Origin of the sequence: Trinickia violacea (assembly GCF_005280735.1) — a bacterium.
Taxonomy (GTDB): Bacteria; Pseudomonadota; Gammaproteobacteria; order Burkholderiales; family Burkholderiaceae; genus Trinickia_A; species Trinickia_A violacea.
The window spans coordinates 1,104,198-1,120,477 of record NZ_CP040077.1 but is presented as its reverse complement, the minus strand read 5'-3'; the positions used below and the strand labels follow the sequence as shown (position 1 = coordinate 1,120,477).

Below are 16,280 nucleotides of genomic sequence, written 5' to 3'. Positions count from 1 at the left end.
CATGAATTCCCCGATGCACAAGCTTTTCGTCGACGATCTGCACAAACAATTCGGCAACCACGAGGTGCTCAAAGGCGTGTCGCTCAAAGCGAACGCCGGCGATGTGATCAGCATCATCGGCTCGTCCGGCTCAGGCAAGAGCACGTTCCTTCGCTGCATCAACTTTCTCGAGCAGCCGAACGCGGGGCGCATTTTTCTGGACGGCGAAGAAGTCCGCACACAGAAAGACAAGGCCGGCGCGCTGCGCGTAGCCGACCAGAAGCAGTTGCAGCGCATGCGCACGAAGCTCTCGATGGTGTTCCAGCACTTCAACCTGTGGGCGCACATGAACGTGCTCGAGAACGTGATCGAAGCGCCGGTCCACGTGCTTGGCCTGGCGCGCCGCGAAGCCGAGGAACGCGCGCGTCAGTATTTGGAGAAGGTGGGGCTCGCGCCGCGTGTCGAGAAGCAATATCCGTCGCATCTGTCGGGCGGCCAGCAGCAGCGCGTCGCGATTGCGCGCGCGCTCGCGATGAACCCCGACGTGATGCTGTTCGACGAGCCGACTTCGGCGCTCGATCCGGAGCTCGTCGGCGAAGTGCTGAAGGTGATGCAGAAGCTCGCCGAGGAAGGCCGCACGATGATCGTCGTGACCCACGAAATGGGCTTCGCGCGCAACGTATCGAACCACGTCGTGTTCCTGCACCAAGGACGCATCGAGGAAGAAGGTCACCCCAACGACGTCTTCCAAAACACGAAGAGCGAACGGCTCCGGCAATTCTTGTCGGGCAGCCTCAAATAGGAGCCGCATAAAATCCGATTCGATTATTTTTCGAGGCGCTTTCAGCGCCTTTTATTTTCCTTTCAAATCCCATAAAAGCCAGCCTTTAGCCGGCAAGCCCTTATCAATCAGGCGCAACTAGCCGCCTACTCCCACCCAATTGGGTCGTCAATAGTGAAATTCCTTGACGCATCTGTCTAGGAATGCTGCGTCCCTTATCAGACAAGGATTTTCGGCATCCCTATGGGGTTCCCTGACGCACCTAGACCACACTGGTATTGCAATTTAGAGACACCAGCTAGCCGAACTACGATTTTCTTCGCCACTGAAGTGTATTTTTGCTAAATTAGTAACCAAAGTAGCAAAACAAAGTTCTTGAAAAGTAGTTTTACTTCAAAACGCAGAGGAGACACCGGTCAACGAGGGGATCGGAACTGCGACAGACAGCTGGCCCACTACACGCGCCGTGCTCGGGGACAACCGCCATTTGGCATCGCGCGTCGGCCCCACCGCAGGTCTCCCTGGATATAAAAATTCCCGCCCGGCGTCTGCACGCCGGGCGCTATTCGCAGTAGTGGCTGCATTTTTGACAGGGTAATGGAGGAGATGATGAAGAAAGCTTTGCTCGCCGCGGCGCTTATGTCTGCAGGCGTAATCGCACACGCACAAAGCAGCGTGACGCTGTACGGGCGCTTGGACGCCGGCATCGAATATATGAGCGGCATTCCGAACAGCACGGGCGGCTCGACGAGCCGCTGGCGCGCGGAAAGCGGCGACTGGGGTACCAGCCTGTGGGGCTTGAAGGGTGCTGAAGACCTGGGCGGCGGCACGAAGGCGGTGTTCCAGTTGGAAGGCTCCTTCAACACGTTCAACGGCAACCTCGGCGGAACCAACCAGATCTGGAATCGCTGGGCGACCATCGGCTTCGCGAACGATCAATTCGGTACCTTCCTGCTCGGCCGCGAACTCTTCATTTCGAACGGCATTTGGGACTTCGACCCGTTCGGTCAGTCGTCCTGGTCGTCGGCTTCGCTCGTGCGCGGCCGCAACTGGCCGCAGTCGAGCAACAACATTTCGTATCAGTCGCCGAAGTGGTACGGCTTTGACGTCTACGGCCAGTATTCGCTGTCGAACGCGACGAACTGGAACGGCAACGGCACGACGAGCCAAGGCCGCGAAGCCGGCCTGCAACTGACCTACACGTCGGCACTCTTCCAGGTTCGTGGCCTGTATGACGAAATCCGCAATCCGCTCAACGGTCAGCTGAACGGCGATGCTACCGGCAGCGCGAACCCGGTGGCGAGCGGCGCGTACAACTACGGCCGTGACTACATGGCGATGGTCAACGTGTTCCTCGGCCAGTTCAAGGTGCAAGGCGGCTACGAGGCGCTTCGTACGTCAGGCTCGAAGATCACGACGGCCGCGACCTCGGTCGACCACGAATGGGGCGGCGTGACGTGGCAGGCGACGCCGGCGGCCGCGCTGATTGCGGCTGTCTATCACGCCAATGCGAACAACGGCGGCGGCAACGGGACGATGTACACGATCGGCGGTTCGTACAACCTGTCCAAGCGCACGCTGCTCGACCTTCAGGTCGCGACGATTCGCAACAGCAACAACTCGACCCTCAGCCTGGAAGCAAACGGCATCGGCAACGCAGACAACCCGCTGTCGGGCCACAGCCAGACCGGCGTGTACGCAGGTATCCAGCACTCGTTCTAATCGAACGGTGTAATCAGAACAGTTTCAACACAAGTTTCACGCTGCTGCGAGAGGCGCGTATCGGTGCGGTGTCCGAAAGGGCGTCGCACCGTTTTTTCATTTTGGGCGCAAAAAAACCGGCGTGACGCCGGTTTGGTCTTCAAGCGGCGGCCGCGCCGCGCAACGGCAGCGCGACCGCAGATTCCAAACTCAAACCGCCGCTTCGTTCTCTTCGCCGGTCCGGATGCGGATCACGCGCTCGACATCCGTCACGAAGATCTTCCCGTCGCCGATCTTGCCGGTGCGCGCCGCGCCGATGATCGCGTCGATCACCTGATCGCACTGCGCGCTCGCCACCACCACCTCGATCTTCACCTTGGGCAGGAAATCGACGACATATTCGGCGCCCCGATACAGCTCCGTGTGGCCTTTCTGGCGCCCGAAGCCCTTGACTTCGGTGACGGTCAGCCCAGTCAGCCCGACTTCCGCGAGGGCCTCGCGCACTTCGTCGAGCTTGAACGGTTTGATGATGGCGGTGATGCGTTTCATGGCGTGCCTCGCAAGCGTTTGGAAAGAATGAGATGGGTTCGATTCTACGCCGCGCCGTGTGCAGCGCCATCCGCACAATGGGCGCGAATGCACGCGGCGCGTGTCGCCGGTTCGGTCATTCGATGGGTTCGTGGTAGCGCGACGTGATCGGATAGCGCCAATCGCGGCCGAACGCGCGGTGCGTGACGCGAATGCCGATCGGCGCCTGGCGGCGCTTGTATTCGTTGATCTTGATGAGGCGCGTGACGCGCTTCACGTCGTCGGCCGCGAAGCCGGCCGCGACGATCTCGCCGAGCGATTTGTCCTCTTCCATGTAGAGCCGCATGATTTCGTCGAGCACGTCGTACGGCGGCAGGCTGTCCTGGTCGGTCTGGTTCTCGCGCAACTCGGCCGACGGCGCGCGCGTCAGGATCCGCTCGGGGATGATGTCGCGCTTCTCGAACGCGGTTGCCGCATTGCGGTAACGGCAGAGACGGTAGACGAGCGTCTTCGCGATGTCCTTGATGACCGCGAAGCCGCCCGCCATGTCGCCGTAGAGCGTGCAGTAGCCGACGGCCATCTCGCTCTTGTTGCCCGTCGTCAGCACGATCGAGCCGAATTTGTTCGACAACGCCATCAAGAGCGTGCCGCGGATGCGCGCCTGGATGTTCTCCTCGGTCGCGTCTTCCGCGCGGCCCTCGAACTCCTTCGCGAGCGAGCCGCGGAACGCGTCGAACATCGGCGCGATGGCGATCTCGTCGTAGCGCACGCCGACGCGCCGCGCCATGTCGGCGGCATCGGTCGTCGAGATATCGGCCGTGTAGCGCGACGGCATCATCACGGCGCGCACGCGGTCGGCACCGAGCGCGTCGCAGGCCACGGCCAGCACGAGCGCGGAATCGACCCCGCCCGAAAGCCCGATGATCGCCCCCGGAAAGCCGTTCTTGCCGATGTAGTCGCGCACACCCATGACGAGCGCCGCGTAGACCTGCGCCTCGAGCGGTTGTTCAGGCGCGATCTTGCCCTTCTGCGGCGTCGCGCCGTCGAACTCGACGATCGCATGGCCTTCGACGAACTGCGGCATCTTCGCGACCACCTTGCCCTGCGCGTCGAGCACGAACGAGCCGCCGTCGAAGACGAGCTCGTCCTGGGCGCCGACCATGTTCACGTAGATCATCGGCAGGCCGGTCTCGGCGATCCGCTCGCGCAGGATATCGACGCGCACCGCCTCCTTGTTCAAGTGATACGGCGAGCCGTTCGGGATCACGATCACCTGCGCGCCCGCCGCCTTCGCGAGCTGCGCCGCCGATGCGTGCCACGCGTCCTCACAGATCACGACACCGTACTTGACGCCGTCGAGCGTGAACACGAACGGCGTCGGATTGGCGGCGAAATAGCGTTTTTCGTCGAACACCTCGGTGTTCGGCAGTTCCTGCTTCACATACGTGCCGACGATCTTGCCGTCGACGATCAGCGACGCCGCGTTGTACGTATCGACGGGCGGCAGGCCACGCTCGATGGGCCGGTTTGCATTACCATGGCCGTTCGTGTCGCTCGCGGCTTCCCGATGCGGATGGCCGACGATCACGTGCAGGCCGGCGAACGGCTCGAGCTGAGCGGCGAGGTCGGCCAGTGCAGCGGCGCTCGCGGCGTAGAACGCGGGGCGCAGCAGCAGGTCTTCCGGCGGGTAGCCGGAAAGCGCGAGCTCCGGCGCGACAAGCAGCTTTGCGCCGTCGTCGTGGGCCGCGCGCGCGGCGGCGACGATCTTCGCGACGTTGCCGGCGAAGTCGCCGACAGTGACATTGATTTGAGCAAGTGCGATTCGGGTTTTCATGTCGGGTCGGTAGCTGGGCCCGGCTTGCCGGAAAGCGCCTGTCATTGCGAAACGCGATGACAGCACGCAACATGAGGGGCAAGGGGCGTGGCGTCTCTTTCGGATTGCGCCGTTCGCACCGGCCCATCATCAGCGGACAACCCCGAAGACGACAACCCGGAGCCGCACCGCCGGACCACGTGGAACAGTCACACCGTTGAAACAAGAACGCTTCGATTATCGCATGGGCCTTCTCGCGTCTCCTCTCGAGGTCGACGCGGCGGAGTGGAACGGCCTGCTGGCGCTTCAGCCGCAGCCTACGCCATTCCTCAGGCACGAATTCCTGAGCGCGCTGACCACGACGCAGTGCGCGAGCGAGCACGCCGGCTGGGCGCCGCGCTTCGTCACGCTCACCGACACGCGCACGGGGCGGCTCGCGGCCGCGTCGCCGCTGTATCTGAAGAGCCACTCTTACGGCGAATACGTGTTCGACTGGGCCTGGGCCGACGCGTATCAGCGCAACGGGCTCGCGTACTATCCGAAGCTCGTCTGCGCGGTGCCGTTCACGCCGGTGCAGGGCAGCCGGATGCTCGCCGCCGACGCCACCGCGCAGCGCCAGCTCGCGGCCACGCTCGTCGCGCTCGCGAAGCAGATGGACGTGTCGTCGCTGCACGTGCTGTTCCCGACCGAAACCGAAACGCGCGCGCTGACCGACCTCGGCATGATGCAGCGCGAAGGCATCCAGTTTCACTGGCTCAACGACGGCTACCGCGATTTCGACGATTTTCTGTCGACGCTGGAACAAAAAAAGCGCAAGAACATCCGCGCGGAACGCCGCAAGGTACGCGAAGCGGGCATCACGTTCCGGCGCGTGCGCGGCGAGGACGCCACCGACGCCGACTGGCGCTTCTTCAGCAAGTGCTACCGGCAGACCTACCGCGAGCACTACTCGTCGCCTTATCTGAATCTCGACTTTTTCCGGCGAATCGGTGAAACGATGCCGGAGAACCTGCTGCTCGTCATCGCCGAATTCGAAGGCAAACCGATTGCGAGCTCGCTCGTCGTCTACGAGCGCAACGACGCGACCGGGGGCACGCTCTACGGCCGCTACTGGGGCGCGCTCGAACACGTGCCGTGCCTGCACTTCGAGACCGCGTATTACCAGCCGCTCGAATTCTGCATCGAGGAAAAGCTCGACCGCTTCGAAGGCGGCGCGCAAGGCGAGCACAAGATGGCGCGCGGCTTTCTGCCGACGATCACGCGTTCCGCGCACTGGCTCGCGCATCCGGCGTTCGAGGATGCGGTGGGGCGCTTCCTCGCCAATGAGGCGAATCTGATTCACGCGCATATCGACGAATTGCGCGAGCACAATCCTTTCAAGACTTGATGGCGGCTGCGCCGCCCTTCTCACCCCTTCACGATGCCCTGGTTTCTTTACCTGCTCGAATGCTCGGACGGCAGCGTCTATACGGGCATCGCCGTCGATGTCGCTGCGCGTTTCGACAAGCACGCAAGCGGCATGGGCGCGCGCTATACGCGCTCGCGCAAGCCGGTGGCGATCCTCGCTTCGTTCGAAGTTGGCGACCGATCGAGCGCATTGCGCGCCGAATATTGGGTCAAGCGGCTCGCGCCCGGCAAAAAGCGCGAACTGGCGGCGGGCGTATTCACGCTCGAATCGGTGCTGCCGCCTCCGCCGCCTGACGAAGACGACGCGCAAACCGAAGCGTCCTGAGCGGCGGCATGCCCATGAAAAACCGCGCGAACCTTGACGGTTCGCGCGGTTTTGCGTCGCCCTCAGGGATTCGCGACGCAGGCTCGACACCTGACGCCGCCCGGCTCGCACCGCCCTGAAGTCCTCGCCGCCGCTTACTCTTACTTCTTGTAGTTCGCGACGCCTTCGGTGATTTCCTTCTGCGCGGCTTCGAGGCCGACCCAGCCGTCGACCTTCACCCACTTGCCCTTCTCGAGCGCCTTGTAGTTCTCGAAGAAGTGCTTGATCTGGTCTTTCAGGTACTCGGGCACGTCGTCGATCGACTTCATGTGCGCCGTCATCGGGCACAGCTTGTCTTGCGGCACAGCGATGAGCTTCGCGTCGACGCCCGATTCGTCGGTCATCTGCAGCATGCCGAGCGCGCGGCAGCGCACCACGCAGCCGTGGACCAGCGGGAACGGCGTGACGACGAGCACGTCGACCGGGTCGCCGTCGCCCGACAGCGTCTGCGGAATGAAGCCGTAGTTCGCCGGATAGCGCATGCCCGTGCCGATGAAGCGGTCGACGACCAGCAAGCCCAGGTCCTTGTCTGCTTCGTATTTCACCGGGTCGCTTTGCGCCGGAATTTCGATGACGACGTTGAAGTCGTTAGGGATGTCTTTGCCTGCGGGGACGTGATTGAAGCTCATGACGTTCTCTGAAGAAAGAGGAAGGAATTCGTAACACACGGCCCTGCCGCCCTATTGCGAGACCGGCGTCAGCCACCGAAGGCCGCTCTCGCCTCGCGCCGGGCAGACCGGACAGGAAGAAAGCGCATTATAGCCAATCGGCCATGCGCACTTGGCCGCCGATCGGCGCGATAATCGACCGCGCATTTCCGTTTCGATCGAATCTCCGCTGTGGAATCCCTAACTGGCCGGCGAGGAGTTTGCATGGAAGAAGCGAAGCACTTCATCGGGGGCGGATGGGCCGCCGCTTCCGGCGGCGAGACGATCGCCGTGATCGACCCGTCCGACGGCGAGACCTTCGCGCAAATCGCGCGCGGCACCCCGGCCGACATCGACAGCGCAGTCGCGGCCGCGCGCGCCGCGTTCGCCGGCGAATGGGGCCAATCGAGCGCCGCGGAACGCGGACGCGTGCTGTACCGGCTCTCGATGCTGGTCGCCGCGTGCCACGAAGAGCTCGCGCAGATCGAAGCGCGCGATACCGGCAAGCCGCTCAAGCAGGCGCACGCCGACGCCGCCGCGCTCGCCCGCTACTTCGAGTTCTACGCGGGCGCCGCCGACAAGCTCCACGGCGAAACCCTTCCCTATCAGTCCGGCTACACGGTGCTGACGATCCGCGAGCCGCACGGCGTCACGGGCCATATCGTGCCGTGGAACTATCCGATGCAAATCTTCGGGCGCAGCGTCGGCGCCGCGCTCGCGGCGGGCAATGCGTGCGTCGTGAAGCCGGCTGAAGACGCGTGCCTGTCGGTGCTCCGCGTCGCCGCGCTCGCCGCCGAGGCGGGGCTGCCGCCCGGCGCGCTCAATATCGTCACCGGCTTCGGACACGAAGCCGGCGCGGCACTCGCACGCCATCCCGGCATCGATCACATCTCGTTCACCGGCTCGCCCGAGACCGGCAAGCTCGTCGCGCAGATGGCGGCCGAGAACCACGTGCCGGTTACGCTCGAATTGGGGGGCAAGTCGCCGCAAATCGTGTTTGCCGATGCCGATCTCGACGCCGCGCTGCCGACGCTCGTGTCGGCGATCGTGCAGAACGCCGGCCAGACCTGCTCGGCGGGCAGCCGCGTGCTGATCGAGCGCGCCGTGTACGAGCCGCTGCTCGAGCGCCTCGCGGCGCGGTTCCGCGAGCTGCGCGTGGGCCCGAGCCGCGCCGATCTCGATTGCGGACCGCTCATCAGCGCAAAACAGCAGCGGCGCGTATGGGATTTCCTATCCGATGCGCAGCACGACGGCATTCCGATGGCGGCGCACGGCGAAGTCGTTGGCGACGCGCCCGAAAGCGGCTTCTATCAAGCGCCCGCGCTCTTGCGCGACGTCCCGCCCGCCCATCGCCTCGCGCGCGAAGAGGTGTTCGGGCCGGTGCTCGCCGCCCTGCCCTTCGACGACGAAAACGAAGCGGTCGCGCTCGCGAACGGCACGCCCTATGGGCTCGTGGCCGGCATCTGGACGCGCGACGGCGCGCGCCAGCTGCGCCTCGCGCGACGCGTGCGCTCGGGTCAGGTGTTCATCAACAACTACGGCGCGGGCGGCGGCGTCGAATTGCCGTTCGGCGGCGTCGGACACTCGGGCCATGGCCGCGAAAAGGGCTTCGAGGCGCTGTATGGCTTCACGGTTTTGAAGACGATCGCGATCAAGCACGGGTGATACAACAGGAGACAACATGCGCTTGAAGGGCAAAACAGCAGTGATCACGGGCGGCGGCTCGGGCTTCGGCGAAGGCATCGCGAAGACTTACGCGCGCGAAGGCGCGAACGTCGTTGTCAACGACTTGAACGGCGCGGCGGCAGAACGCGTCGCGAGCGAGATCGCGCTCGCGGGCGGCAAGGCGATCGCGGTAGCCGGCGATATCTCGAAAGAGGCCGATTGGCACGCGCTGCGTATCGCCGCGATCGACGACTTCGGCAGCGTGCAGATCGTCGTCAACAACGCAGGCGCCACGCATCGCAACAAGCCCGTGCTCGACGTGACGGAAAGCGAATTCGACCGCGTCTACGCCGTGAACGTGAAGGGCCTCTACTGGAGCGTGCGGGAATTCGTGCCGTATTTCCGCGAACGCGGCGGCGGTGTGTTCGTCAACATCGCGTCGACGGCAGGCGTGCGGCCGCGCCCGGGCCTCGTCTGGTACAACGGCAGCAAGGGCGCGATGATCATCGCCAGCAAGGCGCTCGCCGCCGAACTCGGCCCCGACCGGATACGCGTGAACTGCGTGAACCCCGTGATCGGCGAGACCGGGCTCATGACCGAGTTCATGGGCATGGAAGATACCCCCGAGAATCGCCAGCGCTTTCTCGCCGGCATTCCGCTCGGGCGTTTTTCGACGCCGCAGGACATCGCGAATGCCGCGCTCTATCTGGCTTCGGACGAAGCCGAATTCGTCACCGGCGTCTGTCTCGAAGTCGACGGCGGGCGCTGCGTCTGAGGCATCCACACAATCCACACAATCCACACAAAAAAGAGGAGACAACATGGCAAGTTCAGCAGACCAGCTTCCGCTTCCCGGTGCCGGCGCGCCGTCGACATTCGAGGAAGCGACCTACCGTAAAGTCGCACGCCGGCTCACGCCGCTCTTGTTGCTGTGCTACGTGGTCGCGTATCTCGATCGCGTCAACATCGGCTTCGCCAAGCTGCAAATGGCCGCCGACCTGCAATTGAGCGACACCGTCTACGGCCTCGGGGCAGGCATCTTCTTCATCGGCTACTTCTTCTTCGAAGTGCCGAGCAACCTGATCCTGCACCGGGTCGGCGCGCGCATCTGGATCGCGCGGATCATGATCACGTGGGGCATCATCTCCGCGCTGACGATGTTCGTCACGACGCCGACCATGTTCTACGTCATGCGCTTCCTGCTCGGCCTCGCCGAAGCGGGCTTCTTCCCCGGCATCATCCTCTACCTCACCTACTGGTATCCGGCGCACCGGCGCGGACGTATGACGACCTGGTTCATGACCGCAATCGCACTGTCAGGTGTGATCGGCGGCCCGATTTCCGGCTACATCCTGAAGACCTTCAACGGCGTCAATGGCTGGCACGGCTGGCAGTGGCTGTTCCTGCTCGAAGGTTTGCCGTCGATCGTCGTCGGCGTGATCGTGTTCGCGATGCTCGACGACCGGATCGGCAAGGCAAAGTGGCTGACCGACGAAGAAAAGCAACTGCTCGAGCGCAACATCAAGGCCGAGGAGGCCGAGAAGGAAGACCCGCCGCTCGGCACCGTGCTGACGAGCCCGCGCGTGCTGCTGATGAGCCTGATCTACTTTTCGTTCGTGATGGGGCTGTACGGCGTGAGCTTCTGGCTGCCGACGATCATCAAGGCGACCGGCGTGACCGACGCCTTCGCGATCGGCCTCTTATCCGCGATTCCGTTCGCGGCGGCCGTCATCGCAATGGTCCTGATCGCGCGCAGCGCCGACCGCATGCGCGAGCGCCGCTGGCACGTCGCGCTGCCGGCGGCGGCGGGCGCGGTGGGGCTGGTGCTGTCGGTGGCCTGGGCGCATAACACGCTGCTCGCCATGACAGCGCTCACGATCGCCACGGCCGGGATCATCACGACACTGCCGCTCTTCTGGAGCCTGCCGACGTCCTTCCTCGCGGGCGCAGGCGCGGCGGCCGGCATCGCGATGGTCAACTCGATCGGCAACCTCGCGGGCTTCCTCAGCCCTTACGCGGTGGGCTGGCTCAAGCAAGCCACGGCGGCGAACGATTCGGGCATGTATATGCTCGCGGCGTTCATGGTGCTCGGCGGACTGTTGGTGCTGAGCGTGCCTGGGAGGATGGTGAATAAGTAGCACTGCAGAGCCAATTGCCGCTCGCTAGCGAGCGAGCGGCAATTGGCTAGGGATACTCGGACAATTCGATTAAACCTCATCAAGGCTAACCCATTGAGCAATGATCTTGCTCAAGAAATACACAGATATCTTCGTGACAACAGAGCAGTAAAGTACCCTCCCCTTCAAATCGACAGACGGAGAGGTAAGGCACGAAGCCAGCAAAAAGTACGAACATATCGCTGCCTACTACAACGTCGGTGATCCGACGTACGCGCAAAAGCTGGAGTACGCGCTATCGGTGATGTTCAAACAGAAGAAGGAAGTCACACGCGCGCCATGAAACTTGCCCTGCTCTTGGCCGCATCGGCGGCACCCGTTTTCTCGAATGCCGCGGACGCACCACTAACCGGGGTGTTTCATGGCGAGGGCCGTGCCTGCTTCGGCGGGCTGTTTGTCCGGTCGAAGACAATCGAATGGACGTCCAGCTTCAGCAAGTGCGGCCCGGTTCGCTACGAAATCCTCGATAAGGATATGACGGGCGACCATCCCCGGATCGCGTACCGTCTCGTGGAACGCACGAAGCAGTGCCGCAACGCCGTGATTGCGCTGACGCACTACGACGGCGAAGTCTGGGACGTCACAGGCTACCCCTCGGTCGAGGCGTACCAGAAACGGGACCTGCCGGAATGGAAGAATTCGGTGCAACCGGACCGCGCAATCACCTCATGCGGCATGCGGAAGCAATGATCGATGAGCGCCCGGCCCATCGATCGCTCATGAAGTCGCAGCGGCGGTGCCGATCAGCTGGATCGCACCGCCAGTTGCCGCCACGTCAAACCACGTTCATCGCCAGCGCGCTGGCTCGGTAATGCTGGTTCGCACGCCCGGCATCGCCGAGCTGCTCGAACAGCCGCGCAAGGGCGCGGTGCGTGCGGATCGTCAGCGCTTCGTTGTCGCCCGCCATCTTCAAGGCTTGTTCGAGGAACGACTGCGCCTTGCCCCAAAGCTGCTGATGCAGGCACAGGCGGCCGAGCGAGAACAGCAGATCGGCGTCGTCGGGGCGCTCCTTGTGCCACGCCTCCGCCTTCTGGATCAGCGGCAGCGCGTCGCCGCCCGCGGTCTCCGGATAACGGCGCAGCAAGCGCGCGTCCCAGTTGTTCGCGAGCGCATCCTCGACGATCTTGCGCGCGGCCTGGTGCTTGTTCAACGCGACCAGCAGTTCGGCGGCCAAGTCCGCGAGCCGCGGCGATTGCCGCTCGCTCGCCGGCAGTGAATTCCACAGCGCCAACAACTCGTCCGCGTCATGGCGGCGGTCGCGCAGCAGGTTTTCGGCGGCCTGCTGGCGCAAGCGCACCGCCGCCGCCGGGTGGATCGCCTCGCGCTTTTCGAGCGATTTGACGAGCTTCAACACTTCCGACCAGTTCTTCAACTGCTGCTGCGCGCGCAGCGCGATCTGCTGCGCGTGAATGCGGCGGCCACCTTGCGATTGCATCTCGGTCAGCGCGGCGAGCGCGCCGTCCGCGTCGCGGCCGTCGGCGCGCATGTCGGCGCTCGCCATCAGGCGCGCGTCCTGCCAATCGGCGGCGTCGATCTGCGCAAGCCACTCGTCGCGGCGCGCGTATTCGCGCATCCGGTGCGCAGCCGCCGCCGCGACCAAGCCGGCGGCACCCTTGTTCGCCTGGTTCGTCAGCGAATCGCGCGCAGCTTTCTCAGCGCGCGAGAAGCGGCCCGCAAACAAATTACCGATAGCTTCACGCAACGCGGCATGTGCCTTCGCCTCGCGCGAACGCGCGCGATACGCGGAGACGCGCTGCGGCATCTTCCAGATGTTGCGCACGATGCGCATCAGCGCATACATCAGGATGAACAGCACGACGATTGCGACGATAAACAGGTTCAGCGAGATATCCACGCGATACGGCGGATAGACGAGCAGCACCTGGCCGGCATCGAAGCGCCCCACCGTAGCGAGCACGACCGCGATCACGAAGAGAAGCGCGAGCCACAAGAGTCCTCGGATCGCCATCGTCAACCCCGGCTCTTGTATTGATGGACAGCCTGCAGGCTCGTGTCGATGTTCGGCACTTCGACCGCCGCCGAGCCCCGCTCCACGTCCTTCACCAGCCCCTCTACGGTCTGCGTGCGCTTCGACGACGCGTCGAAGTAGCGCGCCAGCGCGGCGTCAGCGGCGGCGAGGTCCGACTTGAGCGTGGTCTGATTGCGCGAGAGCAGCGCAAGCCGCGCCGACAACAGGCGCAGCTTCAGATTCTCGCGAATGAAATAGCCCTGCTGCGGCGAGTTCAGCATTGCATCGGCGTTGTCGATACGGCGCACCTGCACGAGACTCGTCAACTGCTGGCCGATGCCCGTGGTGAATTCCTCCCACCATACTTTCCAGCGCGGCTCGCCGGTCGCGGCCGCGACCTTCGCCGTGTCGGCCGGCGTGCTCGCGTGCGGCGTGGCGTGCGTTATCGGCGCTTCGCCTGCGAGCGGCAGCGTGTCGGCCTGTTCGATCGCGTTGTCGAGCTTGATGGCAAGGCCCGTCAAATCGGTGGACGGCGCAGCCTTGAGCTTGTCGATGTCCTGCGCGATCGCCTTGCGCACGGCCAGCGCCTGCGAGCTGTCCGACGCGGCGAGCCGCGAGTCCGCGCTTTGCAGCGCGAACAGCGCGAGCTGCGTGTTGCCCGTCAACTGGAGTTGTTCGCTCGCGCTCGACAGCATCTGCTCGACTTCGGCGAGCGTCCAGTCGTCGCGATTGCGCGCGAGGTCGGCATATTGCTGCTGCAGCGCCTGCTGCGCATTTTGCGCATCGGCGAGCTTACCTTCGAGTTGCGAGAACTGCGAATCGACCTGATGCACGGTGGCGACCGCCTGATCGGTCTTCGCGCGCAGCTCGGCTACCTGCGCGTCGTTCGCCTGCTGGCGTTGCGCGAGCCGCGCGTCCATGCGCTCGACCTTGCGATTGAGCGCAAAACCGCCGACGCCCGCCGCCGCGAGGAACACGATCACGATGAACCACAGAAGCGCCATGCCCATGCCGCCGCGCTTTTGCGCTTCGTAGGGCGTATACGGCGGGTTCGGCGGCAACGGCGGCGGCGCCATGGCCGGCTGGGGAGTCACGTTGTTGGTATCGTTCGTATCGCTCATGCGTGTAGGGGCCGGGTTGGTCGAAGCCGGTTGATCGAAGGAGGCGCTAGGCGCCGCCGCGCTGGGCGCGGCGCGCTGCGCCTGCGCGCAGGCGGCGAGTGCGCGGACGATGCGCTCATCGCCCGCGCCGGACATCGTAATGCTATCAAAACCGAATCCGCGCGCGGTCTCGGCGATGCGCGGATGGGGCGCGACAAGCGGCGCGCGCTTGAGCGCCGTGACTTCGGTCGCCGTCAGATGCTCGTGCGCGAGGTCGTTCAGATTGCGCACGCCCTCGGAGCTCGTCACGAGCCACGCGTGCGGCGCACCGGCGAGCAGCGCGTGCACGCGCTCCCAGGCGCCGATCGACGGGTCCGGCACGACGCGCCGGTACGCGGCGACTGCCTCGACCTGCGCGCCGGCCTCGCGCAAGCGATCCGCGAGCCATTCGCGGCCGCCGTCGCCGCGCACGATCAAGACGCGCTTGCCGTCGAACTCGCCCTCTCCGAGCTCCGCTTCGAGCGCGGCATAGAGCGCTTCCGAGTCGAAGCGCGCGCCGTCGTCGTCGACCGAAGACGACGGGCTCACGATGCGATGCCCGGGCGCGGCGACCCCATGGCGGGCCAGCGCCGCGACGCTGCCCGGGCCCACCACGCCGATCGGCAGCGCATGCGGCCAGATCGCGTCGAACGCCGCAAACGCGTGATCGACCGCGTTCGGCGACACGAACACGACAAGCGCATAGCTATCGAGCGACGCGAACGCCGCACGCAGCGGCGCGTCGTCCACGACAGGCGCGATATCGATCAGCGGAAATTCGAGCGTTTCGATGCCCTCGGCGGCAAGGCGCGCGGACAGGTCACCCGACTGTCCGGCCGGTCGGGTCACGACCGCCGTGAACGCGCCCGGCTGCGGGCGGCCGTTCGTGACGCCCGCCATCACGCGCCGGGCTGGCCGCCGTTGCCGGCGGCGAGCGAGCGGACGATCTCGAGCGCGCCCTGCGCTTCGAGCGACGCCGCGACTTCGCGACCCAGCGCGAGCGCCCGCTCCGAACTCGTCACGGGTGCGGACGCTTCGGCCGCGAGGACGCGCGCGCCGTCGGGCGTCGACACGCGGCCCTTCAAATGCAGCGCGCCGTCGTGCCACATCGCGTGCGCGGCGAGCGGCACCTCGCAGCTGCCGCCCAGCGCGCGCGACACCATCCGCTCCGCTTCGACGGCAAGCGCCGTCGCCTCGTGATGCAGCGGCGCAAGCCACGCCGCGAGCTCGGGGCGGCCCGCGCGAATCTCGATGCCGAGCGCGCCCTGGCCGGCTGCGGGAAGGCTGTCGCCCGCGTCGAGCAGCGCCCGGATGCGCGCGCCAAGGCCGAGGCGCTTCAAACCCGCGGCCGCGAGAATGATCGCCGCGTACTCGCCGCGATCGAGCTTGGCGAGCCGCGTATCCAGATTGCCGCGCAGCGGCCGCACGACGAGCTGCGGATAGCGCGCGCGCAGCATCGCTTCGCGGCGCAGGCTCGACGTGCCGACGACGCTGCCCGCCGGCAGCGCCGAAAGCGATGCGTAGTCGTTCGAAACGAACGCGTCGCGCGGGTCTTCGCGCTCCATGACGGCGCCGAGCACGAAACCCTCGGGAAGCTCCATCGGCACGTCTTTCAGCGAGTGCACGGCGAGATCGGCGCGGCCGTCGGCGAGCGCGGTCTCGAGCTCCTTCACGAAGAGCCCCTTACCACCGACTTTCGACAAGGTGCGATCGAGAATCTGATCCCCGCGTGTCGTCATTCCGAGGATTTTTACGTCGCAAGATGGATATAATTTGTGCAGCGCATCGCGCACGTGTTCGGCCTGCCACATCGCCAGGCGGCTCTCCCGCGAAGCGATCACGAGCGTGCGCGGCGGAGTGGCGGAAAGCGTCTCGGAGTTCATTGCGTAGGGCTTCGAATGACGGGATGGATAACGAAGAATGGTAGCACGCAGGCCCTGGCCGATTATCCGGACAGGCCCGACCCGAGGCCTTGCTGCCGTCCGGAGACAACGGCGCAACCCGCTTGCGCCGCCCACCTCCGCAGCACTGCCCCGACACCACCGGAGCCCAAGCCATAAGCCCGAGCCCGGTCCATCGCACGCACGCTCGTTCGCGCACACCGGCGCCG

General features: G+C 65.0%; 14 protein-coding genes. 8 read left to right on the top strand and 6 right to left on the bottom strand.

Annotated elements, in window-relative coordinates:
• Position 1 precedes the first annotated feature (1 nt).
• Together FAZ95_RS05115 and FAZ95_RS05110 are read left to right on the top strand one after the other, a co-directional pair.
• The gene (locus FAZ95_RS05115) at positions 2 to 781 is read left to right on the top strand and encodes an ABC transporter ATP-binding protein (protein ID WP_137331461.1); all 780 of its coding nucleotides are present in this window, start codon (positions 2 to 4) and stop codon (positions 779 to 781) included.
• A 588-nt stretch (positions 782 to 1,369) separates the two neighbouring features.
• Positions 1,370 to 2,482 carry a porin gene (locus FAZ95_RS05110; RefSeq protein ID WP_137331460.1) on the top strand — a complete coding sequence of 371 codons (1,113 nt, stop codon included), beginning with the start codon at positions 1,370 to 1,372 and terminating at the stop codon, positions 2,480 to 2,482.
• Positions 2,483 to 2,671: 189 nt separating this feature from the next.
• Here FAZ95_RS05110 and FAZ95_RS05105 read toward each other — a convergent pair whose 3' ends face one another.
• On the bottom strand, positions 2,672 to 3,010 hold the full coding sequence (locus FAZ95_RS05105) for a P-II family nitrogen regulator (RefSeq protein WP_121280827.1): 339 nt from the start codon (positions 3,008 to 3,010) through the stop codon (positions 2,672 to 2,674).
• Positions 3,011 to 3,125: 115 nt separating this feature from the next.
• Positions 3,126 to 4,823, bottom strand: coding sequence for an NAD+ synthase (locus FAZ95_RS05100; protein WP_137331459.1), 1,698 nt, complete (start codon positions 4,821 to 4,823; stop codon positions 3,126 to 3,128).
• A gap of 196 nt (positions 4,824 to 5,019) precedes the next feature.
• On the opposite strand from FAZ95_RS05100, the gene FAZ95_RS05095 reads away from it, so the two are divergent.
• Entirely contained in the window at positions 5,020 to 6,189 is a 1,170-nt protein-coding gene (locus FAZ95_RS05095; RefSeq protein WP_137331458.1) for a GNAT family N-acetyltransferase, read from the top strand.
• A 33-nt stretch (positions 6,190 to 6,222) separates the two neighbouring features.
• Positions 6,223 to 6,534, top strand: coding sequence for a GIY-YIG nuclease family protein (locus FAZ95_RS05090; RefSeq protein WP_137331457.1), 312 nt, complete (start codon positions 6,223 to 6,225; stop codon positions 6,532 to 6,534).
• Positions 6,535 to 6,674: 140 nt separating this feature from the next.
• On the opposite strand, the gene ppa is transcribed toward FAZ95_RS05090, so the two are convergent.
• On the bottom strand, positions 6,675 to 7,202 hold the full coding sequence (ppa, locus tag FAZ95_RS05085; protein ID WP_137331456.1) for an inorganic diphosphatase: 528 nt from the start codon (positions 7,200 to 7,202) through the stop codon (positions 6,675 to 6,677).
• 243 nt (positions 7,203 to 7,445) lie between these two features.
• On the opposite strand from ppa, the gene FAZ95_RS05080 reads away from it, so the two are divergent.
• The 4 genes from FAZ95_RS05080 to FAZ95_RS05065 all read left to right on the top strand — a co-directional run bounded on the left by FAZ95_RS05080 (position 7,446) and on the right by FAZ95_RS05065 (position 11,752).
• Entirely contained in the window at positions 7,446 to 8,885 is a 1,440-nt protein-coding gene (locus FAZ95_RS05080) for an aldehyde dehydrogenase family protein (protein WP_137331455.1), read from the top strand.
• 16 nt (positions 8,886 to 8,901) lie between these two features.
• Positions 8,902 to 9,660, top strand: coding sequence for an SDR family oxidoreductase (locus FAZ95_RS05075; protein ID WP_137331454.1), 759 nt, complete (start codon positions 8,902 to 8,904; stop codon positions 9,658 to 9,660).
• A 46-nt stretch (positions 9,661 to 9,706) separates the two neighbouring features.
• Positions 9,707 to 11,023, top strand: coding sequence for an MFS transporter (locus FAZ95_RS05070; RefSeq protein ID WP_137331453.1), 1,317 nt, complete (start codon positions 9,707 to 9,709; stop codon positions 11,021 to 11,023).
• Between the two features lie 318 nt (positions 11,024 to 11,341).
• Positions 11,342 to 11,752: a hypothetical protein gene (locus tag FAZ95_RS05065; RefSeq protein WP_137331452.1), complete on the top strand. Its 411-nt coding sequence runs from the start codon at positions 11,342 to 11,344 to the stop codon at positions 11,750 to 11,752.
• A gap of 85 nt (positions 11,753 to 11,837) precedes the next feature.
• On the opposite strand, the gene FAZ95_RS05060 is transcribed toward FAZ95_RS05065, so the two are convergent.
• From FAZ95_RS05060 to hemC, 3 genes are read right to left on the bottom strand one after another with little or no spacing between them, the layout of a single operon-like run.
• The gene (locus FAZ95_RS05060; protein WP_137331451.1) at positions 11,838 to 13,031 is read right to left on the bottom strand and encodes a heme biosynthesis protein HemY; all 1,194 of its coding nucleotides are present in this window, start codon (positions 13,029 to 13,031) and stop codon (positions 11,838 to 11,840) included.
• A 2-nt stretch (positions 13,032 to 13,033) separates the two neighbouring features.
• Positions 13,034 to 15,070, bottom strand: a complete 2,037-nt coding sequence (gene hemDX, locus FAZ95_RS05055; RefSeq protein WP_137331450.1) for a fused uroporphyrinogen-III synthase HemD/membrane protein HemX — start codon at positions 15,068 to 15,070, stop codon at positions 13,034 to 13,036.
• Positions 15,070 to 16,053: a hydroxymethylbilane synthase gene (gene hemC, locus FAZ95_RS05050; RefSeq protein WP_137331449.1), complete on the bottom strand. Its 984-nt coding sequence runs from the start codon at positions 16,051 to 16,053 to the stop codon at positions 15,070 to 15,072. Before hemC ends, hemDX begins: the two co-directional genes overlap by 1 nt.
• Between the last annotated feature and the right edge of the window lie 227 nt (positions 16,054 to 16,280).

What these genes read in the sequence shown, in the direction of transcription:
- FAZ95_RS05065 (WP_137331452.1), top strand. Translation starts at nt 11,342, where the DNA reads ATGAAACTTGCCCTGCTCTTGGCCGCATCGGCGGCACCCGTTTTCTCG.
- FAZ95_RS05060 (WP_137331451.1), bottom strand. Translation starts at nt 13,031, where the DNA reads ATGGCGATCCGAGGACTCTTGTGGCTCGCGCTTCTCTTCGTGATCGCG.
- hemC (WP_137331449.1), bottom strand. Translation starts at nt 16,053, where the DNA reads ATGAACTCCGAGACGCTTTCCGCCACTCCGCCGCGCACGCTCGTGATC.
- FAZ95_RS05100 (WP_137331459.1), bottom strand. Translation starts at nt 4,823, where the DNA reads ATGAAAACCCGAATCGCACTTGCTCAAATCAATGTCACTGTCGGCGAC.
- FAZ95_RS05115 (WP_137331461.1), top strand. Translation starts at nt 2, where the DNA reads ATGAATTCCCCGATGCACAAGCTTTTCGTCGACGATCTGCACAAACAA.
- FAZ95_RS05080 (WP_137331455.1), top strand. Translation starts at nt 7,446, where the DNA reads ATGGAAGAAGCGAAGCACTTCATCGGGGGCGGATGGGCCGCCGCTTCC.
- FAZ95_RS05110 (WP_137331460.1), top strand. Translation starts at nt 1,370, where the DNA reads ATGAAGAAAGCTTTGCTCGCCGCGGCGCTTATGTCTGCAGGCGTAATC.
- FAZ95_RS05105 (WP_121280827.1), bottom strand. Translation starts at nt 3,010, where the DNA reads ATGAAACGCATCACCGCCATCATCAAACCGTTCAAGCTCGACGAAGTG.
- FAZ95_RS05075 (WP_137331454.1), top strand. Translation starts at nt 8,902, where the DNA reads ATGCGCTTGAAGGGCAAAACAGCAGTGATCACGGGCGGCGGCTCGGGC.
- ppa (WP_137331456.1), bottom strand. Translation starts at nt 7,202, where the DNA reads ATGAGCTTCAATCACGTCCCCGCAGGCAAAGACATCCCTAACGACTTC.
- FAZ95_RS05090 (WP_137331457.1), top strand. Translation starts at nt 6,223, where the DNA reads ATGCCCTGGTTTCTTTACCTGCTCGAATGCTCGGACGGCAGCGTCTAT.
- FAZ95_RS05070 (WP_137331453.1), top strand. Translation starts at nt 9,707, where the DNA reads ATGGCAAGTTCAGCAGACCAGCTTCCGCTTCCCGGTGCCGGCGCGCCG.
- hemDX (WP_137331450.1), bottom strand. Translation starts at nt 15,070, where the DNA reads ATGGCGGGCGTCACGAACGGCCGCCCGCAGCCGGGCGCGTTCACGGCG.